Origin of the sequence: uncultured Salinisphaera sp. (assembly GCF_964012375.1) — a bacterium.
GTDB lineage: Bacteria > Pseudomonadota > Gammaproteobacteria > Nevskiales > Salinisphaeraceae > Salinisphaera.
The window spans coordinates 33,555-59,113 of record NZ_CAXGSH010000006.1 but is presented as its reverse complement, the minus strand read 5'-3'; the positions used below and the strand labels follow the sequence as shown (position 1 = coordinate 59,113).

Genomic DNA, 25,559 nt, shown 5'->3' with positions numbered 1-25,559 from the left:
TACAACGGCGAAACCGCGACCGGCCTGCCGCGGTTTGCCCGTTTTCTCCGGCGACGACCCGGCGGGCCACCGCCCGAACCGCAATCACAGCCCTAAGCCCTGGCTCAAGCGAATAGCCACCGCGAAGTGCCGACCACCGCAACCGTGGCCAGCATCAGCGCCGTGGGGTAGAAACAGGCAGTGAAACCCAGCGAGCGCGCCGGCGCGCCGCGTTCGTAGCCGGTGAAAAACAGAATACGGCCGAGCACGAACGCGATGGCCGCGAGCACCACGGACGACAGTGTGTCGATAGGCATGAGCAGCGCCCAGGCAAAATACGCGACCACGGCCAGCATCACCTGCTCGTGCGTGTTCTGGGCCAGCGCGCGCAACAACTGCACGCGCGACGAGCCCTCGGTGAGACCGGCGCCGTCGATATCTGCCGCATGAAAGAAGCGATGCTTTGCGATACGCCCAATCGCGACCATAAGGCAGAGTGCCGGCAATAAGGACGCACCGCTGGCAATCGACAACCGCGTGGCCAGGTCGTTGTCGAACGGGCCGAATACATCGACGAACGCGCCGCCCCACACCACGACAGCCGCCACGATGGCACCTGCGGCCATGCCGCGAAGCACGCCGCGCTGATGGGCCGATAAGTGCCGCATAGAAGCGCCGGACGCGTATTAGATTTTGACTTCGAATCCCTCGAACTGGGGCGGGCCGAGATAGATATCGCGGCGTGCGCCCGCATTCGCATGGGCCTTGCGAAAGGCCTCGCTCTGGGTCCAGGCCTCGAAGGCCGCGCGCGATTCCCACTCCGAGTGCGAAGCAAACAGGGTGTACTCGTCGTTGGTTGCGCCCTGCAACATATTGAACTGCTTGAAGCCAGGTACGCCCTCAAGATGACTGTCGCGCTCACGCCAGATCGCGAGGAACTCTTCTTCGCAGCCGGGCTTGATCTTGAAACGGTTCATGGCGATGAACATGGCCTGCTCCCATCTATGAAAAACCGTTGCGAGTATACGCATCGCCCGGCGGCCCATGACACGACGATCATTGCGCAATACAGCTACAATGGCGCGCTTTGTGAACGGGCCTCGCCGTCGCGCCTGCCCTACCAGGAGCCGTTTTGCTGATTCGTATTCTCGAAATCACGGTGCCGGTGTTCGGCATCATCGCCCTGGCCTATGCCTACGGTCGCCGGCGCCCGACCGATCTACGCGATGCGAACCGGCTCAACATCAACATCTTCACCCCGGCGCTGATCTTTCATGCCCTGACCGAGCGCTCACAGGGCGGGGACCACTTCATCAGTGCCGCGATCGGCGCCACGGTCATCGTACTCGGCTCGGGCCTGCTGGCCTGGGCCTGGGTACGATTCACGAAACGTGACCCGGCGGTCTATATCGGCCCGGCAATGTTCAACAACTGCGGCAACCTGGGCCTGCCGCTGGCTATCCTCGCCTTCGGCGACGATGCCCTGCCGTTGGCCGTGGTGCTGCTGGTCACTGAAAACCTGCTGCAATTCACCGTTGGCCTGTGGCTGCTGGGCGACTCGATTCATATCAAGCGTCTGGCGACCAACCCGATGCTGGTGGCCACGTTTGCCGGCGTGCTCGGCATGGTCATGGACTGGCATGCCCCCGCGATGATCGAGCCCGGTATTCGCATGCTCGGCGAGATATCCATCCCGCTCATGCTTGTCGCGCTGGGCGTGCGCCTGGCCGACGGCGCGCCGGGCCAGTGGTCCGCCGGCTTCTGGGGTGGACTGGCCTGCCCGCTCACCGGCCTGATCGTGGCCGTGCCCTGGGTATTGATCACCCAGCCCGCCCCGCCGCTGGCCGCCCTGCTGATCGTATTCGGCGCCCTGCCGCCGGCCGTGCTCAACTACATGCTCGCCGAACAGTTCGAGATCGCCCCGCAGCAGGTCGCTGCGATCGTGGCCGTCGGTCATGTAATCGCGCTGGCGGTCATACCGATTGCGCTTTATTGCGTGCTATAGCGCCTGGATTGCGATCGCTTGCCCGGTTACGCTTCATGCTGGAAAAGACGTCAGCGAAGCCGCGAGGGTAATTGGCTCGGATTCGCCTTGCCGTGCGTACACGCGAGTATCGTAATTCGGCTTTTTTGCACCTGATACCAAACCAGAAACGGAAATCGGCGCAGCGCTGCTCGCCGTATACGGCGGTATTTCTGCGGGTCCACTAGGGCGTCGAATTCAGCGTTGAACTCGGCTGCCAAGCCGGCCTGCTGCTGTTCGTACCACTGCTGCGCTTCAACCACATCGCGTCGACGCTAGACGTTGTCGATCAAGGCAGCTGGCGTTTGAGGCGCTCGCGAACGTCGGACCACGGACTTTCGTCAACCGGATTAGCTTCAGCATCGGCGATACGCGCATCCAGTAATGACTGCTCGGCGGCTGTTACCGGCACCTCTTCCGTACCAATCGTTTCCCACACCGCCTCAATGAACTCCAATCGCTCAGCGAGCGAGAGTTCTTTGACCTTGGATATTAGGTTCGTATCGATCATGGGTAGCGAATAGCGTAATCAACGCATCCGCAATACGCCCACAACGGACTGCCGGATTCAAACCGGCGGCAGCGCACGATTCATGTGGCCATTACCGATCGGCACGGGGTCGAACGCCAGCGCGTTCACGCCCTCGATACAGGCAATATTCAGCCCATACTCCGACGGGTTGCTACGTCGTTTGTGGTGGGTATACACGCCGCACAGGCTGCAGAAGAAATGTTCGGCCACCCGCGTGCCCCAGCGATAGACCGAAAGTACGTCTTCGCCTTTGACGACGGTGACATGGGTCGTGGGCACGCTGGCCATCACATACCCTTTTCGGCTGCAAAGCGAGCAATCACATCGTCTGAGATTCTCGAGGCCGTTATCGAATTCAATCGTCAGCTCGACCGCGCCGCAATGGCAGGCGGCCTTTCGAAATTCCGTCATGACGTTTCCTCACGGGCACTAACCTTCAACCGCGTCAAGATAGCGCATGTGTACCCGCACGCCGCAGCTCGGCTGCGACCGGGCGCTGTCATACCTGAACAACTGACACAAAAAAACCGACCGATCACACGACCGGCCGGCTTTTTTTGACGTGGGCTGTGAGTTAACCGATCAGTTCTGTTCGCTCAGGAACGGATAGTCGGTATAGCCCTTTTCGTCGCCGCCGTAGTAGGTGGCTTCGTCCGGCTTGTTGAGCTCGGCGCCGACACGGAAGCGCTCGACCAGATCCGGGTTGGCGATATAGGGACGACCGAAGGCCGCACCGTCGCCGAGACCCTTCTCGATGAGCGCCTCGGTGCTCTCGGCGGTGTAGTGGCCGCAGAAGATCAAGGCGCCGTCGGCGAAGCGTTCACGCATGGCCTGGCGAAACTCGTCGGTGAGCTTGATATCGCCGCCGGCCCAGTCGGGCTCGTTGATATGCAGATAGGCCAGACCGCGCTTGTTGAGCTGTTCGGCCATGTAGAAGGCCATCGCCTTGGGCTCGTCGTCGGTGAGCCCGAAGATTTCGATGAACGGCGATAGGCGAATGCCCACGCGATCCGCGCCCATCACTTCGACGACGGCATCGACGACTTCGAGCGGCAGACGGGCCCGGTTTTCGATCGAGCCACCGTAAGCGTCGGTACGCTTGTTGGAGCCGGTGGCCATGAACTGCTGGAGCAGATAGGCGTTGGCGGCATGCACTTCGACCATGTCGAAGCCGGCCCGCTTGGCCCGGATGGCGGCCTGGCGATATTCCTCGACCACTTCGGGGATTTCCTTGGTTTCCAGCGCGCGCGGCGTGGAGGAATTCTGCAGGCCTTCGCTGCCGTCCTCGAACTGGACGTAGGACTGGGCGCCTTCGCCGCGAATGGCGCTCGGCGCGACCGGCTTGCGCCCGTCCGGATGCACCATTTCATGGCCCACGCGCCCGACATGCCACAGCTGCAGGCACATGCGACCGCCAGCGTCATGCACGGCGTCCACCACGCCTTTCCAGCCGGCTTCCTGTTCGTCGGTGAAGATGCTCGGCGTGAATACATAGCCGCGCGCGGACTCCGAGATGTTGGTCGCCTCGGAGATGATCATGCCCGCACCGGCGCGCTGGGAATAATAGGTGCGCTGCATTTCGCCCGGCACCTGATCGCGACAGCGCGCACGTGTCAGCGGCGCCATGATCACGCGGTTGGGCAACTGGAGGGCGCCGAAATCGATCGGCGAGAGAAGTTTGTCGACAGCCATTGGATTTCCTTGATCGAAAGATCGTGTGATAGCCAAGGAGTTGGTGGTCGCGAATGGCAAATCAAGTCGGTCGTGCACAACGCTTTCTTGCGCCGAACGCAAAGCCGGGCACAAAAAAGGCCCTGCCGCAGCGCGACAGGGCCTGAACTCGCCTGGCTGCGCTTATTCGGCCTTGACCGTCAGCGTGCCCTTCATGCCGGCCTGGAAGTGGCCCGGGAAGGTGCAGATATAGGTGTAGTCGCCCGGCTCTTCCGGCGCGGTGAACGTCACCGTATCGGATTCGCCGCCGCCGACGAGGCCGGTATGGGCGACGATCTGGTCGCTCATTTCTTCCGGCACATAATCGTTGGCCTTGGCGCTCATCGCGGCTTCGTCGACCTTGGCCGCATCGGCATCCGCCTTGAGCAGAATCCAGTTATGCGCCATCGCCGCAGCCGGCAGCTTGCTGTTGTTGACCAGCTTGACCGTGACTTCTTCACCCGGCTTGACGGTGATCGATTCCTGGCTGAACCGCAGGCTGTTGGTGCCTTCGATCTCGACCGTCTTGGCCTGGGCAGCAACCGCCAGGGTAGACAGCGCAGCGAACAGCGTGAACAGGATCGTCTTCTTCAACATGTCGTTTATCTCCATTGATTTTGTTTATGCACAATGCAAGCAATACCGGCGATACGCAAGCTGTGACGGGTTCGCCACGGCATCAGCAAAGGCCACCCTATCGCCGCCCCAATCGCAACAAAGTCTAGTGAAGGCGGCTGAATCGGGGCTGACGCATCGCCATTGACCGCGGCTAGAACACGATCACTTGGCGGATGGCCTCGCCGGCCGCCAGCCGTTCGAAGCCGGTATTGATTTCGTCGAGCGTGAGCCGGTGCGTAAGCAGCCGATCCACCGGCAGACGCCCGGCCTGGTAGAGCGCGATGTATTCGGGGATATCGAGCTTGGGCACATGGCCACCCAGATACGAGCCCATGAGGGTGCGCTCCTGGGCCACGAGCTGCGTCGGGGACACCGGCAGGCGCACGTCCGGATGCGGCAGGCCGGCGGTGACCGTCTTGCCGCCCTTGCCGGTGGCCGCGAAGGCGAACTCCAGGGCTGGCTGTACGCCAGCGAATTCCGCGGCCACGTCCACGCCGCCGTTCGTCCATTCCTTGATCTTGTCGAGGGCGTCCTCGTCCTTGGTATTGACGGTGGCGGTGGCGCCCAGCTCGCGCGCACGCTCGAGCTTGTCATCGTCGATATCGGCGGCGATCACCTGCGACGCGCCGCCGGCAATCGCACCCAGTACGGCCGACAGGCCCACGCCGCCGAGGCCGACTACGAGTACGGTCTGGCCCAGACGTAGATTGGCGGTATGCACCATCGCGCCCACGCCGGTGAGCACGGCACAGCCGAAGATGGCGGCGATCTCGAAATCCAGGTTCTTGTCGATCTTGACCAGGGATTCGGTGCGTACCACCGCGTATTCGGCAAAGCCGGACACACCCAGATGGTGATACACGTCGTTGCCCTGCTCCTTGATACGAATGCCGTCATCGAGCAGGGTGCCGGCATTGTTGGCCTGTGCACCCGGCGTGCACAGCGCGGCGCGGCCGTCGGCACAGTAGTCGCAGTGGCCGCAGCTGGGCACGAAGGAACACACGATATGATCGCCGACCTCGAAGCCCTTGACGTTCGGGCCTACTTCGATGATTTCGCCGGCCGCTTCATGGCCCAGCACCATGGGCGTGGGCCGGGGACGGTTGCCGTCGATGGTGGACAGATCGGAATGACACAGCCCGGCCGCATGAACCTTGATGAGCACTTCGCCCGCCTGCGGCGCATCGAGCTCGAAGGTCTCGATCTTGAGCGGCTGGGAATCACTGTAGGGGCGTTGCGCGGACATTTCGCGCAATACGGCAGCTCGGGTCTGCATAAGAACTCCTGGTCCTGGGAATAAGACGGCGCCGGCGGCAGCCTGTGCCCAAATCTATCATTTGAAATGACGTTTCGGGGGTATGGATTTTACCGACGGGCTTCGAGTGCGGGCCGCAGTCGTGCAAGACTATGCGCATCACGACATCACCCGACGATCGCTGCGCTTTGCGTGTGCAGCGTTTCGCAAAGGCTTTGACATGACCCCCAGCACCGAAACCTACCCCATTGATATTGCCGGCCTGCACCGCGAACTGCCCCTGTTCGAAGTGGCCGCGGGTACCCGTATCGCGGTGCTCAACGTACTCGGCGATACCGAGCTTGTAGAAACCGCCAGCCGGGCGCTGGCGGCAAAGCTCGAAGCCGTGGACTACAGCGTGCTGGTCACCGCCGAGGCGAAGTCGATCCCGCTGGTGCATGCGCTGTCGGTCGCCACGGGCAAGCCCTATATCGTGCTGCGCAAGAATTACAAACCCTATATGGGCGACGCGCTCAAGGCCGAGACGCTGTCGATCACCACCGGACAGCCGCAGACGCTGTTCCTCGACGCCAAGGATCGCGCGCTGGTCGACAGTGCCAATATCGTGCTGCTCGACGACGTGATCAGCTCGGGCTCCACCCTCCAGGCCATGCGCGCGATCATGGATCGCGCGGGCGCGCACGTGGCCGCCGAAACCGCGATCCTCACCGAAGGCGAGCGCGAAAACTGGCACCACATCATTTCGCTGGGCCATTTGCCGGTTTTCACCGACGAGACAGCCCGCTAGGCTGCGAACACGGCGGTCGCGATGCCAAAACCGTAGAGCACGATCAACGCCGCACTTTCGAAACCGATATTCCCCACCCCGTTCTTCTCGCGCCGGATCAACCCCAGCAGCAGAACGCCCGTCATCAGAATCGACAGGCCCATCCAGAGCAGGGTCTGCTCGGGAATCGCGTGGTAGATCGAGCCATCCCGATAGGCCAGATCGGCGGCGCCGGCAAACAGGCAGTCGAAGGCATTGCCGCCGATGATGCCGCCCACGGCGAGCTGCAGCGCGCCGCGGCGTACGGCCGCGACCGAGGTCACCAGCTCCGGCAACGAGGTGCAGATGGCGGTGAGTATCACCCCCACCGCGGTCGCTCCGAGCCCGGTTTGGGCGCCGATACGGCTGGCCACGATCTCCAGCACGAAACCACTCACACCGAGCAGCGCCGCGAGTGCCAGAAAGCTCAGCCAGAGCGAGGCCAGCGGGCGCGCCAGCGCTTCGTCGTCGGGTTCGTCTTCGCGGGTTTCGCCGGTTTCGCGCGGGGCCCACATGCGCAGCTGCTGGGCGTCGTTGACCACGCGCAGACCAAAGCCATAGCCGGCAAACAACACCAGCGTAGCCGGGTGAATGCCGGCCACGGTATAGGCCGGCGTATAGGGCGCGACCAGCAGCAGGGCCAGCAGGCAGATCAGCAGCGCGCTCTGGGCCAGATTGGCGGTCGAGGCCGCCGCATGTTCGAGATTGGCGCGCTGGTAGACGGCATCGGCGATGGCCAGGAACACCGTCTGTACCGCGATACCGCCCAGCGCATTGCTCATCGCCAGCTCGGGCTCGCCCTTGAGCGCCGCGGTGACCGATACGACGATGCCGGATAACGACGTGGCCGCCCCCAGCAGGACCGCGCCGGCGATCGCTTCGCCCAGGCCCGTGCGATCGGCCAGATCATCGGCAATATGGGTCAGGCGGGTGCCGACCACGGCGATCACCGCCGCGATCAGCGCAAAAACCCCCAGGCTGGCTTCGAGGCCCAGCGTCGACAGCCAGCTCACTTGCTCACGCTTCGCCGTTTGAAGGGTTTGTCACTGTCCTTGCCGTTACGCATCACGCTGATGCGTTGGTTGGCACGGCCGATCAGCCGGCGTTGCCAGCGCCGCTCGGCGGCGGTGACCGACGACTCGCTGGCATCCCAGGATTCCTGCAGCAAGAACTTGCTCGCCGCGACCGCATCGGGCGAATAGGCGCTCATCTCCAGCGCGATGTCGCGCGCGGCCTCGGCGGGGTTGTCGTCGAGATGGGTGACCAGGCCGAGTTCGTGCGCTTCGCGCGCGCTGATGATCTTGGCGCTCATGACCAGTTGCTTGGCTACGTCGATACGCACCAGCTCGCGAAGCAGGGCCACGCCGCCCATATCCGGTACCAGGCCCCATTTGGTCTCCATGACCGACAGGCGCGCGTCGGGCGCGGCCACGCGCACATCCGCCCCCAGCGCCAGCTGTATGCCCGCACCAAAGCAGTTGCCGTGAATGGCGGCCACCACCGGCACGCCGATATCGCGCCAGGCCAGGCTCCAGCGCTGAAAGCGATTGGCATAGGGCAGCCACAGCTGAGCCATCAGGGGCGCGACCGCCAACGGCCCGTTCATCACCGAGCCGAAATCCAGCCCGGCACAGAAAGACGGCCCGTTGCCCTGGATGACGATCGCGCGCAGGTCGCGATCCTTGGCCAGCGTGCTCGCGGTGTCGTTGACCGCATCCAGCATGGCCATGTTCATGCCGTTGTGCTTGCGCGGGCGATTCAGACAGACCCGTGCCAGCCTGCCCTCGTGTTCGACGACAACGGTTTCGTCCGATTCGCTCATGCGCATTCTCCGGCGTAAAAGCACACACTCTGCAGGGTTTTACCGCAATCGACCAGCGCGCGCCGGCCCCACGACGTGCCTGTTTCGTCAACCGGACAAGGAAAACGGCAAGCGCAACAAAAAGGCGGCCCCTGAAGAGGCCGCCCTGGGCGCCGTTCAAGCGGGGCCGTTCAAGCCAGGCCGTTCAGCCTTTCAGATGCTTTTCGAAAAAGGCCATGCTGCGCTCCCAGGCCTTTTTGCTCGCTTCGGGATCGTAGTAATCCCAGTCTTCGTTGCCGAAAGCATGCGGCGCATCGTAGCGATAGGCCTCATACGCAACGTTCGCCGCCTTGAGCTTCTGTTCGAACGCGTCGGCCTGGTCGATCGGGAAGAACGTGTCCTGCTCGGCGAAATGACACTGCAGCGGGATGGCGATCGAGCTTGGGTCCCCGGCCTCTTCCGGCGGAATGCCATACCAGGACACGGCCGCGTCGGTTTCGTCGTTGTGCATGGCCGAAAGCACGGCCAGAACGCCGCCCATGCAAAAACCAATCACGCCGACCTTGTCGCTATCGGCCTTGAGATACTGCAACGCCCCGCGAATATCCTGGGTGGCCGCATCGCCGAAGTCGAGCTCGTTCATCTTGTGCTCGGCTTCCTTTTCATCCAGCGCCTTGTCGCCGTGATACAGGTCCGGCACCAGCACGCGATAGCCGGCTTCGGTCCACTGCTGGCCCACACGCTTGATCTGGTCGTTGAGGCCCCACCATTCCTGGATGACGACGATGCCGGGCGCGTTCGCGGTGGCCGGTTCGGCATAAAAGCCGCTGGCCGTACCGCCGTCGGGGCGCTTGTATTCGATCTGTTGAGACATGAGTACGTTACTCGATGAGGATACGTACCCGCATGCTACCGCGCCCGACCGCCGTTTTTAAACGCGGCCATGCCGGGCACGGGCCGCGGAGCGCGCGATCATCGCGCTGCCTGTTGACGAACGCCGGTGAGCGCCGCGAACTGGCTATTGTTGAGCATGGCATCCAGCGGCAGCCAGGCCTGGCTGTCCGGGCGGCGGGCACGCAGCGCGGGGTCGGCCAGCGACACTTTCTCGCCGGTTTTTTCTTCGATCATGCGTTCGATGGTCGCGGCATCCATCTCGCCGTTTTTGAGCTTGACCAGTTCCGCCTCGTCCAGATCCAGCGTGGTGTTGCTGGCACTGCCCGGCAGGTAGATGGCACCCGTCGCGAAATCCACCGCAAAGGCAATCACGCCCGGCACGATGAAAAACAGCAGGCCGATACCATCGAGCACCGCCACGGCCGGATCGATACGGCCATCGACCTGGCCCTTGCGTTCGGGGTAGAGGATCACGCCGCAAGCGGTCGTGCCAACGAGCGTGACTGCCATCGCGGCGGCGATACCGAGACGGCGGGCATTTCTAAGATCGGCCATAGCATGTTCTCCTCAGTGGACCGGGTGGGCTCGACCTCCAAGGTCGTCCACGATTTCGCAATTACTAACCCAGTATAAAAATACACAATTTTTTGGGCTGATAACGCGTTTATGCGAATGCCCGCACGCCCCGCGGCCGTGAAGCCATTGGAGCAAACGACGGCCAGGCGCCGGCGTTTCAGTCGATGGCATTGAAAACAGCTGACACGGGCAGCCGTCTTGTTGCTGGATCAATAATAAATAACCCTACCCCTACTCAGGATTGCCGCCCGCGGCCGATGCAGTAGAAACCGGCCCGCGAGTCGACCTACCCAAGATCATGGCAGTATTCCCCCAGGCGGCAACACCGTGCACCGACGCGTTCACCCGCCCGCCGCGGGCCCGTCAAACAGATAGCGGTTTCACCCTGGTCGAGCTGATGATCGTGGTCGCGATCATCGGCGTTCTGGCCGCGATCGCGATTCCCGTCTATATCGATTACGTTGCCCGCGCACGGGTCAGTGAAGGACTGGCATTGGCAGCGCCGGTGAAAACGGCCGTCGGCGAGTACTACAGCGTCAACGGCGAGCTACCCACGGTGGCCAACAACAACTGGACCGACGTGCTCGCCGCGCTGAACCTGCCCAACAGCTCCGATACCGGCGCGGCGTCGGGCAACAACGTCAAACGCATCTGGTGGCATAACAGCGCCGACGATCCGTCGATCCGGATCCGCTACAGCGGCTTGCCGATCGAAGACGACCTGCTCTATCTGGAAGCGGATTTCAACAACGGCTCGATCAGCTGGAACTGTGTGGCGCCCGCTAGCGGCGGCGTGCCCGATCGTTATCTGCCGGCAAGCTGTCGCTGAGCCGAGCACGCGGCATGCTTCATTCGCCCTGCTTGAAGCGCCGTAGCTCGCGACGCTGTTTCTTGTCCGGCCTGAGCGACGGTCGCGGCATGGTCATGCGCGCGGCGCGGCGTTCGCCGGCCTGGGCCTCACGATGCTCGCGACTGGCCGGCGTTTCCTCATACAGCTGCACGGCCTGGGCGGCCGGGCCGCGCTGCTCGGACAGCGCGCGCACATCCACCTCGAACGCCGTCTCGCCCTTGGTGATTTCCAGGCGATCGTCGATCTTGACCCCGGTGCTGGCCTTGGCCCGATTGCCGTTGACATGCACCTTGCCGCCCTTGACCGCCTTGGCGGCCATGGAACGGGTCTTGAAGAACCGGGCCGCCCAGAGCCATTTATCGACCCGGACGGGGTTATTGTGCGCGGATTGCGTCATCCGCAGACTGTGACATCAAATTCACGGCTGGCAAACCATCGCGTGTTCGACCGATTTCGTCTGATCTACCGGCTTCGCGCCACGACCGAGGGCGTCGAGGTCGTAGCCGGCCGTGTGCCACCACGCTTTCTTGCCGCGGTCCGCGATGTGGTGCGCCTGCACGGCATCGACCGGGGAGAAATCGAATGCAAGGGTGCCGGGCGCAAGGCACGCCTGCGCTTTTCCAGCGATTTTCCGAGCAAGGGGCGCCAGGCCATACGCAACGTATGGTCGCCGCCGACCACGCCTGGCCCCGGCGGCGGTCGTCGCGCAAGCGGCTAGAACCGTCTCGCGCTTTAGACCAAGGTCTGACACGCCGATACCGAATGCCGTATGTTTACGCCCGGTGTCTTTTCGGCAGGAACAATCGCATGATCACGGTTCACCATCTCGAGGACTCGCGCTCGCAGCGCGTGCTCTGGCTACTCGAAGAGCTGGAACTGCCCTACGAGGTTCGACACTACAAGCGCGATCCCAGGACCATGCTGGCACCGGCCGAACTCAGGAAAGTGCACCCACTAGGCAAATCGCCGCTGATCACCGACGACGACCGCACCGTGGCCGAAACCGGCCTGATTATCGATTACATCGTCGAAACCCACGGCAACGGCCGGCTGGCCCCGCCGCGCGGCAGCGATCAACGCATGAATTATGACTACTGGCTGCATTACGCCGAAGGATCGGCCATGCCGCCACTATTGTTACATCTGGTGTTCGATACCGTCGAAAAGCGGGCGCCGTTTCTCATAAGGCCCATCGCCAAGGCGATTTCGACGAACGTAAAGAAACAGTTCATCTGGCCACAGCTCAACCTGCATATGGACTATATCGAGCACAAGCTACGCCAGAAGGAATGGTTCGTGGACCACCATTTCACGGCCGCCGACATCATGATGAGCTTTCCCCTCGAGGCCGCCTGCGCACGCGTGGATCTCCAGGCCCGCTGTCCGAATATCACCGCCTTCCTCAAACGCATTCACGAGCGCCCGGCCTATCAGCGAGCGCTCGAAGCCGGCGGGCCCTACGCCTACGCCTGATGCGACAAGGCCCGCGCGTCGGCGGGCCTTGTCGATCTCCTTGGGCGTTGCCGTATCAGCTACCGCCGTCGGTCGTAGCCGTACTGGCGTCGACCGTAACCTGGTCGCGAATACGATCGACCGTCGCGCTGCCGATGCCGCTGACACGGGTCAGATCGTCCACGGATTCGAAGTCGCCGTGGGCTTCACGTTCTTCGATGATCGCAGCCGATTTGGCTTCCCCGATGTAAGGCAGTTCGCTCAGCGCCTCGGCATCGGCGGTATTGACGTTGACGGCCGCCATCGCGAGGGCGCTCATCGTAAGGGCCGACATGGCAACCAGCATCAGTAACAGATTCTTCATTTTAAAAACCCCAATTTTTAAATGAAATTTAAACCTAGCGGGGCTTTATCGAATATTCAAATTGAATTTTTATGACACGCGAAAGAGCGTTTCATCAGTCGAACGATCAATTATTTATCGCTATTTTCAATTAAATATAGAAACAGCGTTCCAACTACATGACTTGCCACCGACTCCGCTGGCGATCCATGCCGCCCGGCACCGGCAGGCGCAAAAGCCCCATCAATGACCTGCCCGCGTCGCGGCATACCAGCGAGCTGCGCCGCAGCCAAGTGGTCGGCGTTGCGACGTTCGTTTCGAACGTGAATTCGCTACGCCTTGGTCACACTATTCATGCGCGTTGCGCCGCTCTGGCGCATCAATCATCGAATGGCGCGACTGGCATGGACGGCTCAGAAACATGCACCACCGCGTGCATGCCTTAGCCCGCGTCTTGCCGGATCGGGAACAGGCGCGTTATGCCCGCTGTGGCGCGAGCAAACTCGGCGAGGCCCGGCGATTGCGGTGAGCCGCATCGGCCCATCAGGGTCGATCCCTGCGGCATGCCCAGCGTGGCGATTAGCGTTCGCCGGCCTCGCACAGGGCCTGGATATGTACCGCCGAGCTGGCCGCGAGTGCGTCGAGTGCATAACCGCCTTCCAGCGTGGACACCACCCGTCCGTCACACAGGCGATCGGCGGCTTCGGCAATACGTTCGGTCACCCATTGGTAATCCTCGGCCTCGAGCATGAGGTCGGCGAGCGGGTCCGAGCGATGGGCATCGAAGCCGGCCGAAACGAAGATCATCTCCGGCGCGAATGCATCCAGGGCCGGCAGCCAGTCACGCTCGACCGCCTGGCGGAACACGCTGCCCGGGGTGCCGGCCTTGAGCGGCGTCTTGACCAGCGTGTCGTGGCCGTTGTCATCCGAGGTGAAGGGAAAAAGCGGGCTCTGATAACTGGAACAGAACAGCGCGCGGGGTTCGTTGCCGAGCACGTCTTCGGTGCCGTTGCCGTGGTGCACGTCGAAGTCGAGAATCGCCACGCGCCGCAGCCCGTGGGCATGCAATGCGTGCGCCGCGCCCACCGCGACGTTGTCGAAGAAACAAAAGCCCATCGCCCGGTCGCGCTCGGCATGGTGGCCGGGCGGGCGCACGGCACAGAAGGCGTTGGCGGCCTCGCCTGCCAGCACGGCATCCGTGGCGGCAACCACCGCACCGGCTGAATGCAGCGCGGCGGTGAGGCTATGGCCATTCATGTAGGTGTCGTCATCCAGACGTACGCGGCCTCGCGTGGGCGCGAAAGTCACGAGTTCGTCGACGTAGGCGGGACTGTGCACCCGTTTGATGGCGTCCAGGGGTGCCTGCGGCGCATCCCGACGGGCCACACGGCGGTCTGCCCCGACCACGCTCATACCTTTTTCGATAGCGACCAGTCGTGCCGGCGCCTCGGGGTGGCCACGCCCCATATCGTGCAGCGGGCAACTCGAATGGCTGAAATAGGCAGTGGTCATAGAGGGATCGTCCGAATACCGACAGGTAGTACGGCGCCAGACTTCGGCGCCGAGATATTCTGCGCATCGAACAACACCGCACGGCGCAATGCAAGTCAGCCGAAAGTCGGTACGGGCCTGGGCAAAATCCGCCGGCCCTGCTCCGGCCATAAAAAAACGCCGCACAAGGCGGCGTTTTTCGGCTGACGCTTACCGGGCTCGCGCGTTCGCGGCCGGCGTTGGCGTCACGGTCTAACGCATGGCCACGATACGATCGACCACGTTGCTCTCAGCCGCTACGTCAGGGCCATACAGCGTGCTGTAGTTGCTCTGCATCCACTGGCCGAAGGCGTCCGGGTTTTCTTCGTGCAGCAGGGCCGCGAGCGCATCGAGATTCTCGCCTTCACCCGTGGCTGCTTCACGGCGCAGGGCCACCGACTGCGTATCGGCGAAATCCTGGGCCTGGGCGAAATCGTCGTCGATATTCTTGCCCACGATATAGGCCGTGGTACCCGCGGTGCTGGCGGTGGTGATCAAATCATCGCGATCACGGGCGGAACTGCTGGTGGCAAGGCCGAGGCCTATCGCGGCCACGCCGCAAAGGGCAAGACCACGCGTCCAGCTGCTGGTTTTTTTATTCATTCGTTACTCCCACTAGGCTTTTGGCGATTACGCAGGCGAGGCTAGGCACCTGCGCATGAACTATTACTGAATCGGCCAGCATCGACTCACTTGTACAGCGCGTTGCCGCCGTCGCGAAATTCTTCGGCCTTTTCCGCCAGGCCGGCATCGATCGCATCCTGCGGGGTTTCGATACCGCGCTCGGCCGCGAATTCGCGTACTTCCTGCGAGATACGCATGGAACAGAACTTAGGCCCGCACATGGAACAGAAATGCGCCACCTTGGCGCTGTCCTTGGGCAGGGTTTCGTCGTGGAACTGACGCGCCTTCATCGGGTCGAGCCCGAGATTGAACTGATCCTCCCAGCGGAATTCGAAGCGTGCCTTGGACAGCGCGTTGTCGCGAATCTGCGCCCCCGGATGCCCCTTGGCCAGATCCGCGGCGTGGGCGGCGATCTTGTAGGTGATGATGCCTTCACGGACATCGTCCTTGTCGGGCAGCCCCAGATGCTCCTTGGGCGTGACGTAACAAAGCATCGCGGTGCCATACCAGCCGATCTGGGCCGCACCAATCGCCGAGGTAATGTGATCGTAGCCGGGGCCGATATCGGTGGTCAGCGGGCCGAGCGTATAGAACGGCGCTTCGTGGCAGTCGGCCAGCTCGGCGTCCATGTTCTCCTTGATGCGCTGCATGGGCACATGGCCGGGGCCTTCGATCATCACCTGCACGTCGTGCTTCCAGGCGATCTGGGTCAGCTCGCCGAGCGTACGCAGTTCGGCCATCTGGGCTTCGTCGTTGGCGTCGGCAATCGCGCCCGGGCGCAGGCCGTCGCCCAACGAGAAGGCAACGTCATAGGCCTTCATGATTTCGCAGATCTCTTCGAAATGCGTATAGAGAAACGACTCGGTGTGATGGGCCAGACACCATTTGGCCATGATCGAGCCACCGCGGGAGACGATGCCGGTCACCCGATTGGCGGTCATCGGCACGAACGGCAAGCGCACGCCGGCATGGATGGTGAAGTAATCGACGCCCTGCTCGGCCTGTTCGATGAGCGTGTCGCGATACATCTCCCAGGTCAGTTCTTCGGCCTTGCCGTCGACCTTTTCCAGCGCCTGGTAGATGGGCACCGTACCCACCGGCACCGGCGCGTTGCGGATGATCCATTCGCGAGTTTCGTGGATGTGCTTGCCGGTGGACAGATCCATGATCGTGTCGCCGCCCCAGCGCGCGGCCCAGACCATCTTCTCCACTTCCTCGGCAATCGAACTTGTCACCGCCGAGGTGCCCATATTGGCGTTGATCTTCACCCGAAAATTGCGGCCGATAATCATCGGCTCGGATTCCGGGTGGTTGATGTTGTTGGGAATGATGGCCCGCCCGGCGGCGATCTCGTCGCGCACGAATTCGGGCGTGACATGTTCCGGCAGATTGGCGCCAAAGCCCTCACCCGGATGACGACGCAGCAGGCGCGAGTCCTTGATCGCGTCGATCTTCGCGTTTTCGCGAATCGCCACGAACTCCATTTCCGGGGTGACGATCCCCTGACGCGCATAGTGCATCTGCGAGACGTTGGCGCCGGCTTTGGCCTTGCGCGGCACCCGCACATCGGGAAAACGCAGATGCCCGGTCGAGCTATCCTCGGCGCGGGCGCGGCCGAACTGCGACGACAGGCCCTCGAGTAGCTCGGTATCCCCCCGCTCTTCGATCCAGGCTGCACGCAGGGCGGGCAGACCGCGGGTGAGATCGATCTGGGCGTCCGGGTCGGTATAAGGCCCGGAACAGTCGTAGATGGTAATCGGCGGGTTCTTTTCCACGCCGAACGTCGCCGGCGTGTTCGACTGGCTGACCTCGCGCATGGGCACACGAATATCCGGCCGCGAGCCGGTTTCGTGAATCTTGCGGGAATTGGGAAACGGCTCGCGCATTTCGTCGGCCAGACGCGCGGACACCGCCAGATCTTTGGGAACAGCGCTCATATCGGTTTGCCGTCGGGGGAGTAGTCTTTCAATCTACCAACCTGCAATGTGCAATAAAAGCCGCGCACAAACGTGTGGGCGCCGCCGTCGAGGTGATTAGCCGGCGCGCGACAGGCTCGCACTGTCCACGATTGCCGCCCCGGCGGCCTGCATGGCCTCGATCGCGGCGTCGCAATCGCCGGGCTGCATATCCACGCCGCGTACGCCATCGCGCACCAGCGTCACGCCGAATCCTTCGGCCAGCGCATCCAGCACGGTGAATTTCACACACACATCGGTGGCCAGCCCAAGTACCACCACATGATCGATTTGCGCGTTGCGCAGATGCGCCGTCAGCCCGGTGGCCTGGCGGTGGTGGTTGTCGTAGAAGGCAGAGTAACTGTCGATCCGCGGGTCCGTGCCCTTGCGCACCACGTGATCGATACCGGCCACATCCAGCGCTGCTGCAAAGCCGGCCCCGGGCGTGCCCTGCACACAGTGCTCGGGCCACAAAATCTGCTCGTAGCCGTCCAGCTGCGTGACCTGAAACGGCTCGTAGCCGGCATGCTCGGCTGCGAACGACAGATGGTGCGGCGGATGCCAATCCTGGCTCGCCACCACGTGGTCGAAACGCGGCATCAGGGCATTGGCCACCGGTACCACCGTATCGCCTTCGGCGACCGCGAGCGCGCCGCCGGGCAGGAAATCGTTCTGGATATCGACGAGTAGCAGCGCCTGTTTCATATCGGATTCACTCCGCAATCTTGCCGGAACGCGAGGCCGGCGGATTGTCTCTGTGTGCCAGCCAGTCACGCAGCGCGTCGGTGGATTCTTCCAGATAACGATCGATCAATGCCGGGTAGTCGCTACGCTCGGCGAAGTAGGCAAACTGTTCTGCCGCGTGGGCACGTACATCGGCCAGAGCCGGCGCGCTGCCGGTACGCTGGCCGTTACGCACCACGCCGGTGAGCAGGTCGATATGTGGCGCCTGCGGGTCGAACTGGTGGCAGCTCTCGCCCGAGGTGCCGGCCCAGGCGGTTTTCGGCGCGGCCTCGTCGAACAGCAGATCGGCGAACGGCGCGCCCTCGTCGGTAAAGCGGCGTACCTGATGCACACCGGGACGGGTGAGCTTGCCGGGCGTGTCCGAGAGCTTCATCCGATACGACCAGGTGCCGCGATCGCTGCGAATCGCGGCCAGCTTGTAGACGCCATCGAGGGCAGCATCGGGCTGGGCGGTGGTCAGACGCGTGCCGACCCCCCAGAGCACGATCGGCGCGCCTTCGCGCTTGAGCTCGGCGACGACGTTCTCGTCCAGGCTCGAACTGGCCGCGATGCGTACGTTCTCGAAGCCGGCCGCATCGAGCATGCGCCGCGCGGTTTTCGACAGCTCGGCCAGATCGCCCGAATCCAGGCGGATTCCGGCCATTTCGTGGCCGCTTTCGCGCAGCTTCAGGCCGGCGCGAATCGCGTTTTTGATGCCGTCGATGGTGTTATAGGTATCCACCAGAAAGACGCAGTTTTCCGGCAGCGCGGCCGCATAGGCATCGAAGGCGTCGATTTCGTCGTCGAAGGCCATGACCCAGCCGTGGGCATGAGTGCCCGAGACCGGAATCCCGAAAAGCTGTCCGGCCAGCACGTTCGAAGTACCCGCACAGCCGCCGATATAGGCCGCCCGCGCCGCCGATACGCCCCCGTCGATGCCCTGGGCCTTGCGCAGCCCGAAATCGAGCACCGGATCGTCGCCGGCGGCATGCGCAATACGCGCGGCCTTGGTCGCGACCAGGGTCGGGAAATTCATCATGTTCAACAGCGCGCTTTCGAGCAGCTGCGCCTGCAGGATGGGCGCACGCACGCGCAGCATCGGCTGATGCGCGAATACCGCCGTGCCCTCGGGCACGGCGTCGATATCTCCGGTAAAACGCAGATTGCGCAGATAGTCCAGAAATGCCGGGTCGAACAGCGCGCCGCCAGCGTTGTCCTCAAGCGTTGCCAGATAGGCGATATCGGCCTCGGAAAACGACATCTGGGTCACGTATTCGACCGCCGTTTCCAGCCCGCAGGCGATCGCAAACCCGTTGTCGAACGGTGCTTCGCGAAAGAACAGATGAAACACGGCTTCACGTTCGCTCGAGCCGTTATGCCAGTGGGCATAGGCCATGGTGAGCTGATACAGGTCGGTCAGCAGCGCGGGCGCACGACCATAGAGTTGCCCCAGCAAGGACATAGGCGAAACATTCCGGGATGGTCCGATTAGAATGCGAACGTTTGCCGGGACTTTCAACTCGCCATCCGGCACACGAACTTGCACGGGCTACGCTCGAGCCGCAAGCTCGCTGCGATGGAGAAAAACAAACGCAGCCCGGCCGCGATCGATCGACCGCAATCGCCGCCTCGAAAGGCGCGTAAGCGGCGCCCCCCGACGCGGTGGCAACGCCTGACCCGAGCAGCGGCGCAATGGGGCATGGCCGGCTATATCTGGCTGCTGCGTCTGAGTTGTCGCATCGAGATCGTGGCCGGCGGGGAGTACCTGGAAAAAGTGCTCGCCGATGGGCGGCCGGTGGTGCCCTGTGCCTGGCATCAGCGCCTGGTCCCCAGCGGCCTGTTTCTGCGCTCGCTGGTGGATCGAGGCATGAATATCGGCTTTCTGATCAGTCCATCGCGAGAAGGCGAATTCATGTCGCGCGTCGCCCACAACCATCGCGTGACCCCGATCCGAGGCTCCTCCAGCCGAAGCGGCCGTGAAGCCATGCAGGCACTCACCGCTGCCGTGGCCGAGGGCATATCGCCCATGATGTACGGCGACGGCCCACGCGGTCCGGCCCGCGTGTTCAAGACCGGTGCCGTGATCCTGGCCAGTCGAACCGGCTCACCGCTGTTGCTCGTGGGCGCTGCCAGCAGCCGTTTCTGGCAGGTGAACTCCTGGGACAGTTTTCAGGTGCCCTTGCCGTTCTGTCGGTTTAAAATCGCCCTGGGCGAGCCGTGGCCCATTGGCCCGCTGCACGACAAGCACGAGGCCGAGGTCATTGCAGAACAACTCGGCCGGCGCCTCGATGCGCTGTGCGAAACCGCCCGGAATGCACCCCCGTAGGATCGGTTATCGATGAATCAAGACAGTGAGCGCCAGGCCGGCGTCGCCCGCCGGCTTGGCCTGGGTATCGGCGTATCCCTGCTCAGACCCTCCGCGCGTGCCCTGCTGGCGAGCTGGCGTATCCAGCATGTCAGCGGCGACGCGCGGCTTTCGCAGGCGATCGATAGCGGGCGGCCGCTGCTGGCGTGCTGCTGGCACCAGCGTTTGAGCGCGAGCGTGGGTTATCTGCTGCAGGCACGGGCACGCGGACTACGGCCCGGATTTCTGGTATCGCCCTCACGCGATGGTGAAATCACGGCGCGCGTGGTCGAGGGCATGGGCGCACATATCATCCGCGGCTCGGCCACGCGCACCGGCGCCCGCGCTATGCGCGATCTCTACGGCGTAATGAAAACCGGCGTGTCGCCGATCATCCATCCGGACGGCCCGCACGGGCCGGGCTTCGTTGCCAAGCCGGGCACGCTCATGCTCGCCCAGATGACGCAGGCCACCCTGTTGCCGCTATCGTTTTCGGCCGACCGCTACTGGCAGCTCGACTCATGGGATCGATTGATCATTCCCAAGCCCTTCGCGCGGGTGACGATCACCATCGGCGAGCCGTTCAGCATTGCCCGCGGCGACAACATCGAGGCCGCCGCCGAGTCCCTGGGCTCGCAATTGGACGCGCTGACCCGCGAGGCCGATCGTTTGGCCGGAACGACGCCGCGGCCGCCGAAGAAACTGGGCAAGCCGCGCAGCTCCACCGCAGGCGCCGAAACCACCCGCAACGACTAGGGCGTGAACGCGGACGAAATCGCCGCGCCGCGGCCCGCTTTCGTGCAAGACACTGCGCGGTGAGCGGGCTGTCGCTCTGCGACATGAGCGAGCCGCAATGCCGGATGGCGCGCCTTGAATAACGACGCGGGGGCCGCGTGCCGACGGCGTGCGTCCGAAAAATCCACGACGCAGCGTTGCGCGTCGTTCGTTTGGCGCACCCAACATCTGGCCTCTCGCCTTGCCCGGCGAATGTCTGCAGGGCAAGCCGACGATTGGCGCTCGCGTTAACCGGCCCTACGCCGTGGCGGTATCGGCCTGCAGGTAGGCTGCCAGGGCGTTGATGGTCGGATAATCGAACAGATCGGTCATCTCCAGCCGGTTCGGCCAGCGCGTTTCGATGCCTTCGTGAATCTGGGCGAGCTCCAGCGAGGACAGGCCGATTTCGAACAGATCGTCTTCGAAACCGATGTCCCGGCCGGGCACGACTTCGTCGCAAATCGCCTTGAGCTCGACGGCAAGATCGGTGCTCTCGGCCGCCGTGTCGCCGCCGTCTTCGCAATCAAGCAAGGCATCGAGTTGCTCCGCGATCTGGTCGAATTCGCCCTCGGCATACTGGCGTGCGAGCAGCGAACGCTGCAGTTTGCCGCTGGTGGTCTTGGGCATGCGCGCAATCGGCAGCACCTGCGATGCCACGAGGCCCGCGCGCTGGTTGAGCGCGCCCCGCAACCCCCGGGCGATGTCGGCGAAATCCTCCAGATGACCGCGAAACACCACGAACAGCACCAGCGCCTGCTCGGTGGTGCTCGGCGCCTGTACGCCAGCCGCCGCAAGCTTGTTGAGCTCTGCGCCGGGCAGATCCTGCAGCAACGCCTCGATATCCTGCGGATAGTGGTTCTGGCCGTTGACGAAGATGATTTCCTTCGCCCGGCCGGTGATCACGAGTTCGCCCTCGTGACGAAAGCCCAGATCGCCGGTATCCAGCCAGCCGTCGCCCATCAGCGCCTCGGCGTTCGCCTGCGGATTGTCGTGATAGCCGCCGGTGACGTTGGCACCGCGAATGAGTACCCGGCCGACCACGCCGTCGGCGACGGCCTGGCCCTGGGCATCGGCGAGCGCCAGCTCGGTCGATTTCACCGGCGTGCCCAGGCATACGAGTTCCAGCGCATGCGCACCGTCGTCGTAGCGCACCGTATCGCCCACGCCCAGTTCACCACGGGCCACGGATACGCTGCTCAGGCCGCGCCCCGGGTTCGGGAATGTGGCTGCGAGACTCGCTTCGGCCAGGCCGTAGACGGCGAACATGGTCGTCGCCTTCAGGCCGGTGGGCGCCAGCGTATCGAGAAATTCGCGCACCAGCGCCGGCGCGATCGGCTCGGCGCCGTTGTAGATCAGGCGCACGCTGGATAGATCCAGTTCGGGTCGGCCCTTGGCCGAAATCGCCCGCAGCGTGTGGCGATACCCGAAGTTGGGCGAGCACAGCAGCGTGGCCCGCGTTTCGGCCGCCTTTTCGAGCCATAGCAACGGCCGTCGCGCGAACAGATCCGGCGTCATCAAATAGTGGGCAAAGCCGTTGCAGACCAGGGTGAGATGAAAACCGATCAGCCCCATATCGTGGGTAAGCGGCATCCACGACAACGCCACCTCGTCGGCGCCGAACCGGGAACCGCTGCTGATCGCCTCGATATTGGCCAGCACGTTGGCATGGGTGAGCACGACGCCTTTCGGATCGCCGGTGGAACCCGAGGAAAACTGGATGAACGCCGTATGCTCGGGAGTCAGCGTAGCCCGCCGGGCCGGGACGTCCACGGCCGGTGGCTCATCGGAGAGTGCGCGCTCGCCCAGGCGCTCGCTCGCGGCCTGCTCGCCGCGCTGTTCGAGCAGCTCACGCAGGCGCTCGATATGTTTTGGCGCGGCCACCAGCCGCGGTTCGTCGAGATGCCGCCAGACGCGCAGCAGCTTGTCCATCTGCGCCGCGGTCGCGCCGGCCGCGATCGGTACCGGCACGATGCCGCCATAGATCGCGCCCCAGAAGAACTGCAGGAAACGCAGGTTGTCTTCCACGAACAGAATCAGCGGCTCGCCGGTCGTCATGCCCAGCTGCTGCAGCACGGCCAGACGGTCCTCGGCTGACCGGGTCAGCATGCGGTAGTTGAGACCGCGCTCTTCGTCGGCGCCGTCGATGAAGACAATGCCGTGCGGCGAGTCGTTATGCGTATCCAGTGCGTCGGCGAGCGTATTGAAAACGGGCATGAGAAACCTCTAGGACAATTCCTGTCTGACGCGCCAGCGAATTGGCACGCCGTCGCCGGGCCGCAGATTGATCCGCGATTCCAGCATGGGTGGATGTTCGCCGGCATAAACCGGCGTAAAACGGCGCAGCATCGTGACCAGATGCGCCCGCATTTCGGTCATGGCCATATGTTCGCCCACGCAGTGGCGTGGGCCGGCGGCAAACGGCATATAGGCAAAGCGTTGTGAAGGCACGCCCTGTTGTAGAAAACGCGCCGGCGAAAAGCAATCCGGCATGCTCCAGTAGGTCGGATCGCGATGCAGAACATAGGGGCTGATCAGAATCTGATCGCCTGCCGCGATCTCGTAATCACCGAATGCGTCGGCTTCGACGGCGCGGCGCGACAGCAGCCAGCCCGGCGGATACAGCCGCAGCGTCTCATGGATCACGGCATCGATGAAGCGCAGCCGATCACTGGCGTGGTCGACCAGACCGGGGATGTCCTGCTCGTCCAGCGCGTCGACCTCTGCCTGAGCCCGCGCGCAGACCTCGGGGTGGCGCGCGATTTCGTACCAGGCCCAGGCCAGAGCGCTGGCCGTGGTTTCATGGCCGGCCACGATCAGCGTCATCACCTCATCGACCAACGCACGCCGGCTCATGGCCTCGCCATCCCGGTCGCGGGCAGCCAGCAGATGCCCCAGAAAATCGAAGGGCCGCTCGTCGCTGTCTTCGCGCGTATCGATAATCGATTCCACGACCCGGCCGAGCCGATGAAAGCGGGCGGCGAAACGCAGATCCCGGGTCGCCTCTTCGCTGAGCAGCGAAAAGGGGTTGCTCGCGCCCTCGACCAGCCGGGAGTAGTCGGCGCCGAAGATGGATTTGAGCACGATCACCAGCGTCAGTTCACTGATATGCGCAGCGACATCGACCGCTGTGTCGTCGCATGCCGCTGCACGCCATCGCTCGGCCAGGGCAAGGTTCTCGTGCCCGATCATGGCGTTGAAGTCGGCCAGCCGACGCGGCTTGAACGCAGGCTGGATGAGCCGACGCTGGCGCGTCCAGAACGCGCCCTCACTGACCATGATGCCTTCGCCGAGCAACAGCCGAACGCGATCCAGACCCAGGCCCTTGCCATAGCGTGCGGCGCGCCGAACCATGATGTGCTGCACGAAGGCCGGGTCATGCACGACCCAGCGGCGCGCGCCGCCCTGCGGCGCGGGGATGCGATACACCGGCCCGTATACGTGCTGCCAACGCACGAGCATGCGCCGCGTTGCATCATCCGGCGCGACATCGAACGGCGCGCACGGGCCGGCCTTATCGGCGGCAGAGACAATATCGGATAGGCTGCTGGACATCTGGGTACGACCCGGTCGATACGCGGCCCCTGTCTCCTGGGCAAACGGCTGCGCGGCTTGGACTCAAATCGGTTGTTTTTATGTTACGTGTATTTTACACCTTCCTGGGTACACGCGATCAAGTACTGCTGGCCGAACGGCGACCGTACGACCCGCCGGCCTACCGAGAACGCATCGATCGCATGGCAGACGACGGCGCACGCAGCCGCACGCGGGCCGGGCTTTGGTTACTGGATCAGCTGCTGACTGCGGCCGGCCATGCCGAGAACACGCTAGAACACATCGGTTTCAGCGCCAGTGGCCAGCCGCGCATTCACGGCGTCCCGTCATTCAGCATTTCCCACAGCGAGCGGCTCGTCGCCTGTGCGCTGAGCGACGAGGCAAGCATTGGTCTGGACGTGGAATACCGGCGCCTGCGCGACATGCAGCGCATGGCGCGACTGCTCGACACGGCTGAACGCACCCACGTCGAACATACGCCGCTGGCGTTCTTCGACTACTGGTGTGCCCGCGAGGCCACGGTCAAGGCCAGTGGCCGGGTCGGCCTCAAGCGCATTCGGGCATTGAAGCTGGCCGGTGAGACGGCCAGGCTCGACGAACGGGACTGGCACCTGCAGGCGCTGGATCTGGATGCCGGCTATGCGGCCTGTCTGGCCAGCGACCGCCCGATCGGACCGGTCGATCTACGTGAGCTCAGTCTTCCCGGCCGAGAAAATACAGGCCCGCATAAATCTTCGGATCAATGATCTTGCCCTGGGCCTCGCGTTCGACCAGCCAGGCCTCCACGTCGCCCAGCGGTATCGCATGCGGAATGATGTCTTCGCTGTCATCGCCGCCGCCGGCATCGACCCGCGTGACCCGACCGGCCCGATAGAAGCTCAGTGTTTCGCTGGACAACCCGGCGCTGGGCGGGCCTTCGGCAAGAAACGTCATGCCCTGCGCGCGATAGCCGGTTTCCTCTTCCAGCTCGCGTATCGCGGCCAGCTCCATGGCTTCGTCTTCGGCACCCGCGATGTCGCCGACCAGACCGGCTGGCAGCTCGATTACATCGGCCTGAAGCGGCAGCCGCGGCTGCTCGACGAGCAGCAGTTCATCGTCATCGGTCACGGCCACGATCACGACCACGCCACGGGCGTTGACGCGTTCCACATATTCCCAGTGGTCGCGCCGTTTAAGACGCAGGAATTCGCCTTCGTAAAGGGTGCGATCGGCAGACATA

General features: G+C 63.5%; 30 protein-coding genes. 8 read left to right on the top strand and 22 right to left on the bottom strand.

Translation table 11 applies throughout. The features are described 5' to 3' along the window. Nucleotides 1-104 precede the first annotated feature (104 nt). A complete protein-coding gene (locus ABNU97_RS02335) occupies nucleotides 105-647 on the bottom strand; it encodes an MAPEG family protein (protein WP_348765141.1) in 543 nt (180 codons plus the stop codon). A gap of 18 nt (nucleotides 648-665) precedes the next feature. Beyond that, nucleotides 666-968 carry an antibiotic biosynthesis monooxygenase gene (locus ABNU97_RS02330; protein ID WP_348765140.1) on the bottom strand — a complete coding sequence of 101 codons (303 nt, stop codon included), beginning with the start codon at nucleotides 966-968 and terminating at the stop codon, nucleotides 666-668. Nucleotides 969-1,111: 143 nt separating this feature from the next. Here ABNU97_RS02330 and ABNU97_RS02325 point away from each other — a divergent pair, with 143 nt between their 5' ends. Next, nucleotides 1,112-1,984, top strand: coding sequence for an AEC family transporter (locus tag ABNU97_RS02325; RefSeq protein WP_348765139.1), 873 nt, complete (start codon nucleotides 1,112-1,114; stop codon nucleotides 1,982-1,984). A 50-nt stretch (nucleotides 1,985-2,034) separates the two neighbouring features. Here ABNU97_RS02325 and ABNU97_RS02320 read toward each other — a convergent pair whose 3' ends face one another. The 6 genes from ABNU97_RS02320 to ABNU97_RS02295 all read right to left on the bottom strand — a co-directional run bounded on the left by ABNU97_RS02320 (nucleotide 2,035) and on the right by ABNU97_RS02295 (nucleotide 6,138). Next, nucleotides 2,035-2,265, bottom strand: coding sequence for a type II toxin-antitoxin system RelE/ParE family toxin (locus ABNU97_RS02320; RefSeq protein ID WP_348765138.1), 231 nt, complete (start codon nucleotides 2,263-2,265; stop codon nucleotides 2,035-2,037). 26 nt (nucleotides 2,266-2,291) lie between these two features. Continuing rightward, nucleotides 2,292-2,513 carry an addiction module protein gene (locus ABNU97_RS02315; RefSeq protein ID WP_348765137.1) on the bottom strand — a complete coding sequence of 74 codons (222 nt, stop codon included), beginning with the start codon at nucleotides 2,511-2,513 and terminating at the stop codon, nucleotides 2,292-2,294. A gap of 57 nt (nucleotides 2,514-2,570) precedes the next feature. Then, entirely contained in the window at nucleotides 2,571-2,945 is a 375-nt protein-coding gene (locus ABNU97_RS02310) for a GFA family protein (RefSeq protein ID WP_348765136.1), read from the bottom strand. A gap of 171 nt (nucleotides 2,946-3,116) precedes the next feature. Beyond that, on the bottom strand, nucleotides 3,117-4,226 hold the full coding sequence (locus ABNU97_RS02305; RefSeq protein WP_348765135.1) for an alkene reductase: 1,110 nt from the start codon (nucleotides 4,224-4,226) through the stop codon (nucleotides 3,117-3,119). A 162-nt stretch (nucleotides 4,227-4,388) separates the two neighbouring features. Next, complete coding sequence (locus tag ABNU97_RS02300; RefSeq protein ID WP_348765134.1) at nucleotides 4,389-4,841, bottom strand: plastocyanin/azurin family copper-binding protein; 453 nt, start codon at nucleotides 4,839-4,841, stop codon at nucleotides 4,389-4,391. A 172-nt stretch (nucleotides 4,842-5,013) separates the two neighbouring features. Then, nucleotides 5,014-6,138 (bottom strand): zinc-dependent alcohol dehydrogenase family protein, encoded by a 1,125-nt coding sequence (locus ABNU97_RS02295; RefSeq protein ID WP_348765133.1) that lies wholly within the window; start codon nucleotides 6,136-6,138, stop codon nucleotides 5,014-5,016. 199 nt (nucleotides 6,139-6,337) lie between these two features. Here ABNU97_RS02295 and ABNU97_RS02290 point away from each other — a divergent pair, with 199 nt between their 5' ends. Further along, nucleotides 6,338-6,904: an adenine phosphoribosyltransferase gene (locus tag ABNU97_RS02290; protein WP_348765132.1), complete on the top strand. Its 567-nt coding sequence runs from the start codon at nucleotides 6,338-6,340 to the stop codon at nucleotides 6,902-6,904. Here the strand turns inward: ABNU97_RS02290 and ABNU97_RS02285 are convergent. The 4 genes from ABNU97_RS02285 to ABNU97_RS02270 form a co-directional block, all read right to left on the bottom strand. Then, complete coding sequence (locus tag ABNU97_RS02285) at nucleotides 6,901-7,935, bottom strand: sodium:calcium antiporter (protein ID WP_348765131.1); 1,035 nt, start codon at nucleotides 7,933-7,935, stop codon at nucleotides 6,901-6,903. The genes ABNU97_RS02290 and ABNU97_RS02285 overlap by 4 nt on opposite strands. Then, complete coding sequence (locus ABNU97_RS02280) at nucleotides 7,932-8,744, bottom strand: crotonase/enoyl-CoA hydratase family protein (protein ID WP_348765130.1); 813 nt, start codon at nucleotides 8,742-8,744, stop codon at nucleotides 7,932-7,934. The genes ABNU97_RS02285 and ABNU97_RS02280 overlap by 4 nt, the downstream gene beginning before the upstream one ends. A 184-nt stretch (nucleotides 8,745-8,928) precedes the next feature. Then, nucleotides 8,929-9,597: a dienelactone hydrolase family protein gene (locus tag ABNU97_RS02275; protein ID WP_348765129.1), complete on the bottom strand. Its 669-nt coding sequence runs from the start codon at nucleotides 9,595-9,597 to the stop codon at nucleotides 8,929-8,931. 98 nt (nucleotides 9,598-9,695) lie between these two features. Beyond that, entirely contained in the window at nucleotides 9,696-10,172 is a 477-nt protein-coding gene (locus tag ABNU97_RS02270; protein ID WP_348765128.1) for a hypothetical protein, read from the bottom strand. 319 nt (nucleotides 10,173-10,491) lie between these two features. Here ABNU97_RS02270 and ABNU97_RS02265 point away from each other — a divergent pair, with 319 nt between their 5' ends. After that, nucleotides 10,492-11,022: a pilin gene (locus ABNU97_RS02265; RefSeq protein ID WP_348765127.1), complete on the top strand. Its 531-nt coding sequence runs from the start codon at nucleotides 10,492-10,494 to the stop codon at nucleotides 11,020-11,022. A gap of 19 nt (nucleotides 11,023-11,041) precedes the next feature. On the opposite strand, the gene ABNU97_RS02260 is transcribed toward ABNU97_RS02265, so the two are convergent. Further along, complete coding sequence (locus ABNU97_RS02260; protein ID WP_348765126.1) at nucleotides 11,042-11,440, bottom strand: S4 domain-containing protein; 399 nt, start codon at nucleotides 11,438-11,440, stop codon at nucleotides 11,042-11,044. 42 nt (nucleotides 11,441-11,482) lie between these two features. Between ABNU97_RS02260 and ABNU97_RS02255 the strand changes: the two genes are divergently transcribed. Continuing rightward, on the top strand, nucleotides 11,483-11,761 hold the full coding sequence (locus tag ABNU97_RS02255) for a DUF3634 family protein (protein ID WP_348765125.1): 279 nt from the start codon (nucleotides 11,483-11,485) through the stop codon (nucleotides 11,759-11,761). Between the two features lie 89 nt (nucleotides 11,762-11,850). Next, nucleotides 11,851-12,516 carry a glutathione S-transferase gene (locus ABNU97_RS02250; RefSeq protein ID WP_348765124.1) on the top strand — a complete coding sequence of 222 codons (666 nt, stop codon included), beginning with the start codon at nucleotides 11,851-11,853 and terminating at the stop codon, nucleotides 12,514-12,516. A gap of 55 nt (nucleotides 12,517-12,571) precedes the next feature. Here ABNU97_RS02250 and ABNU97_RS02245 read toward each other — a convergent pair whose 3' ends face one another. The 6 genes from ABNU97_RS02245 to ABNU97_RS02220 all read right to left on the bottom strand — a co-directional run bounded on the left by ABNU97_RS02245 (nucleotide 12,572) and on the right by ABNU97_RS02220 (nucleotide 19,132). Continuing rightward, nucleotides 12,572-12,859 carry a ComEA family DNA-binding protein gene (locus tag ABNU97_RS02245; RefSeq protein ID WP_348765123.1) on the bottom strand — a complete coding sequence of 96 codons (288 nt, stop codon included), beginning with the start codon at nucleotides 12,857-12,859 and terminating at the stop codon, nucleotides 12,572-12,574. Nucleotides 12,860-13,417: 558 nt separating this feature from the next. Continuing rightward, the gene (locus ABNU97_RS02240; RefSeq protein WP_348765122.1) at nucleotides 13,418-14,350 is read right to left on the bottom strand and encodes a histone deacetylase family protein; all 933 of its coding nucleotides are present in this window, start codon (nucleotides 14,348-14,350) and stop codon (nucleotides 13,418-13,420) included. A 231-nt stretch (nucleotides 14,351-14,581) separates the two neighbouring features. Continuing rightward, nucleotides 14,582-14,971, bottom strand: a complete 390-nt coding sequence (locus tag ABNU97_RS02235) for a DUF3015 family protein (protein ID WP_348765121.1) — start codon at nucleotides 14,969-14,971, stop codon at nucleotides 14,582-14,584. Nucleotides 14,972-15,057: 86 nt separating this feature from the next. Further along, nucleotides 15,058-16,929, bottom strand: coding sequence for a phosphomethylpyrimidine synthase ThiC (thiC, locus tag ABNU97_RS02230; RefSeq protein ID WP_348765120.1), 1,872 nt, complete (start codon nucleotides 16,927-16,929; stop codon nucleotides 15,058-15,060). Between the two features lie 96 nt (nucleotides 16,930-17,025). Further along, entirely contained in the window at nucleotides 17,026-17,652 is a 627-nt protein-coding gene (gene pncA, locus ABNU97_RS02225) for a bifunctional nicotinamidase/pyrazinamidase (RefSeq protein ID WP_348765119.1), read from the bottom strand. A gap of 7 nt (nucleotides 17,653-17,659) precedes the next feature. Further along, the gene (locus ABNU97_RS02220; protein ID WP_348765118.1) at nucleotides 17,660-19,132 is read right to left on the bottom strand and encodes a nicotinate phosphoribosyltransferase; all 1,473 of its coding nucleotides are present in this window, start codon (nucleotides 19,130-19,132) and stop codon (nucleotides 17,660-17,662) included. A gap of 237 nt (nucleotides 19,133-19,369) precedes the next feature. On the opposite strand from ABNU97_RS02220, the gene ABNU97_RS02215 reads away from it, so the two are divergent. Together ABNU97_RS02215 and ABNU97_RS02210 are read left to right on the top strand one after the other, a co-directional pair. After that, entirely contained in the window at nucleotides 19,370-19,996 is a 627-nt protein-coding gene (locus tag ABNU97_RS02215) for a lysophospholipid acyltransferase family protein (RefSeq protein WP_348765117.1), read from the top strand. 12 nt (nucleotides 19,997-20,008) lie between these two features. Further along, nucleotides 20,009-20,770, top strand: a complete 762-nt coding sequence (locus tag ABNU97_RS02210; protein WP_348765116.1) for a lysophospholipid acyltransferase family protein — start codon at nucleotides 20,009-20,011, stop codon at nucleotides 20,768-20,770. Nucleotides 20,771-21,046: 276 nt separating this feature from the next. On the opposite strand, the gene ABNU97_RS02205 is transcribed toward ABNU97_RS02210, so the two are convergent. Together ABNU97_RS02205 and ABNU97_RS02200 are read right to left on the bottom strand one after the other, a co-directional pair. Continuing rightward, nucleotides 21,047-23,002: a non-ribosomal peptide synthetase gene (locus ABNU97_RS02205; protein ID WP_348765115.1), complete on the bottom strand. Its 1,956-nt coding sequence runs from the start codon at nucleotides 23,000-23,002 to the stop codon at nucleotides 21,047-21,049. A gap of 9 nt (nucleotides 23,003-23,011) precedes the next feature. Continuing rightward, on the bottom strand, nucleotides 23,012-24,340 hold the full coding sequence (locus tag ABNU97_RS02200) for a cytochrome P450 (RefSeq protein WP_348765114.1): 1,329 nt from the start codon (nucleotides 24,338-24,340) through the stop codon (nucleotides 23,012-23,014). An 80-nt stretch (nucleotides 24,341-24,420) separates the two neighbouring features. Between ABNU97_RS02200 and ABNU97_RS02195 the strand changes: the two genes are divergently transcribed. Then, nucleotides 24,421-25,086 (top strand): 4'-phosphopantetheinyl transferase superfamily protein, encoded by a 666-nt coding sequence (locus tag ABNU97_RS02195; RefSeq protein ID WP_348765113.1) that lies wholly within the window; start codon nucleotides 24,421-24,423, stop codon nucleotides 25,084-25,086. Here the strand turns inward: ABNU97_RS02195 and ABNU97_RS02190 are convergent. After that, a complete protein-coding gene (locus tag ABNU97_RS02190) occupies nucleotides 25,034-25,558 on the bottom strand; it encodes an NUDIX hydrolase (RefSeq protein ID WP_348765112.1) in 525 nt (174 codons plus the stop codon). The two genes, ABNU97_RS02195 and ABNU97_RS02190, sit on opposite strands and share 53 nt — an antisense overlap. Nucleotide 25,559: the final 1 nt, after the last annotated feature.

What these genes read in the sequence shown, in the direction of transcription:
- pncA (WP_348765119.1), bottom strand. Translation starts at nt 17,652, where the DNA reads ATGAAACAGGCGCTGCTACTCGTCGATATCCAGAACGATTTCCTGCCC.
- thiC (WP_348765120.1), bottom strand. Translation starts at nt 16,929, where the DNA reads ATGAGCGCTGTTCCCAAAGATCTGGCGGTGTCCGCGCGTCTGGCCGAC.
- ABNU97_RS02335 (WP_348765141.1), bottom strand. Translation starts at nt 647, where the DNA reads ATGCGGCACTTATCGGCCCATCAGCGCGGCGTGCTTCGCGGCATGGCC.
- ABNU97_RS02210 (WP_348765116.1), top strand. Translation starts at nt 20,009, where the DNA reads ATGAATCAAGACAGTGAGCGCCAGGCCGGCGTCGCCCGCCGGCTTGGC.
- ABNU97_RS02205 (WP_348765115.1), bottom strand. Translation starts at nt 23,002, where the DNA reads ATGCCCGTTTTCAATACGCTCGCCGACGCACTGGATACGCATAACGAC.
- ABNU97_RS02260 (WP_348765126.1), bottom strand. Translation starts at nt 11,440, where the DNA reads ATGACGCAATCCGCGCACAATAACCCCGTCCGGGTCGATAAATGGCTC.
- ABNU97_RS02200 (WP_348765114.1), bottom strand. Translation starts at nt 24,340, where the DNA reads ATGTCCAGCAGCCTATCCGATATTGTCTCTGCCGCCGATAAGGCCGGC.
- ABNU97_RS02330 (WP_348765140.1), bottom strand. Translation starts at nt 968, where the DNA reads ATGTTCATCGCCATGAACCGTTTCAAGATCAAGCCCGGCTGCGAAGAA.
- ABNU97_RS02315 (WP_348765137.1), bottom strand. Translation starts at nt 2,513, where the DNA reads ATGATCGATACGAACCTAATATCCAAGGTCAAAGAACTCTCGCTCGCT.
- ABNU97_RS02215 (WP_348765117.1), top strand. Translation starts at nt 19,370, where the DNA reads ATGGCCGGCTATATCTGGCTGCTGCGTCTGAGTTGTCGCATCGAGATC.
- ABNU97_RS02290 (WP_348765132.1), top strand. Translation starts at nt 6,338, where the DNA reads ATGACCCCCAGCACCGAAACCTACCCCATTGATATTGCCGGCCTGCAC.
- ABNU97_RS02195 (WP_348765113.1), top strand. Translation starts at nt 24,421, where the DNA reads ATGTTACGTGTATTTTACACCTTCCTGGGTACACGCGATCAAGTACTG.
- ABNU97_RS02270 (WP_348765128.1), bottom strand. Translation starts at nt 10,172, where the DNA reads ATGGCCGATCTTAGAAATGCCCGCCGTCTCGGTATCGCCGCCGCGATG.
- ABNU97_RS02265 (WP_348765127.1), top strand. Translation starts at nt 10,492, where the DNA reads ATGGCAGTATTCCCCCAGGCGGCAACACCGTGCACCGACGCGTTCACC.
- ABNU97_RS02250 (WP_348765124.1), top strand. Translation starts at nt 11,851, where the DNA reads ATGATCACGGTTCACCATCTCGAGGACTCGCGCTCGCAGCGCGTGCTC.
- ABNU97_RS02235 (WP_348765121.1), bottom strand. Translation starts at nt 14,971, where the DNA reads ATGAATAAAAAAACCAGCAGCTGGACGCGTGGTCTTGCCCTTTGCGGC.
- ABNU97_RS02305 (WP_348765135.1), bottom strand. Translation starts at nt 4,226, where the DNA reads ATGGCTGTCGACAAACTTCTCTCGCCGATCGATTTCGGCGCCCTCCAG.
- ABNU97_RS02275 (WP_348765129.1), bottom strand. Translation starts at nt 9,597, where the DNA reads ATGTCTCAACAGATCGAATACAAGCGCCCCGACGGCGGTACGGCCAGC.
- ABNU97_RS02245 (WP_348765123.1), bottom strand. Translation starts at nt 12,859, where the DNA reads ATGAAGAATCTGTTACTGATGCTGGTTGCCATGTCGGCCCTTACGATG.
- ABNU97_RS02220 (WP_348765118.1), bottom strand. Translation starts at nt 19,132, where the DNA reads ATGTCCTTGCTGGGGCAACTCTATGGTCGTGCGCCCGCGCTGCTGACC.
- ABNU97_RS02310 (WP_348765136.1), bottom strand. Translation starts at nt 2,945, where the DNA reads ATGACGGAATTTCGAAAGGCCGCCTGCCATTGCGGCGCGGTCGAGCTG.
- ABNU97_RS02300 (WP_348765134.1), bottom strand. Translation starts at nt 4,841, where the DNA reads ATGTTGAAGAAGACGATCCTGTTCACGCTGTTCGCTGCGCTGTCTACC.
- ABNU97_RS02280 (WP_348765130.1), bottom strand. Translation starts at nt 8,744, where the DNA reads ATGAGCGAATCGGACGAAACCGTTGTCGTCGAACACGAGGGCAGGCTG.
- ABNU97_RS02295 (WP_348765133.1), bottom strand. Translation starts at nt 6,138, where the DNA reads ATGCAGACCCGAGCTGCCGTATTGCGCGAAATGTCCGCGCAACGCCCC.
- ABNU97_RS02240 (WP_348765122.1), bottom strand. Translation starts at nt 14,350, where the DNA reads ATGACCACTGCCTATTTCAGCCATTCGAGTTGCCCGCTGCACGATATG.
- ABNU97_RS02190 (WP_348765112.1), bottom strand. Translation starts at nt 25,558, where the DNA reads ATGTCTGCCGATCGCACCCTTTACGAAGGCGAATTCCTGCGTCTTAAA.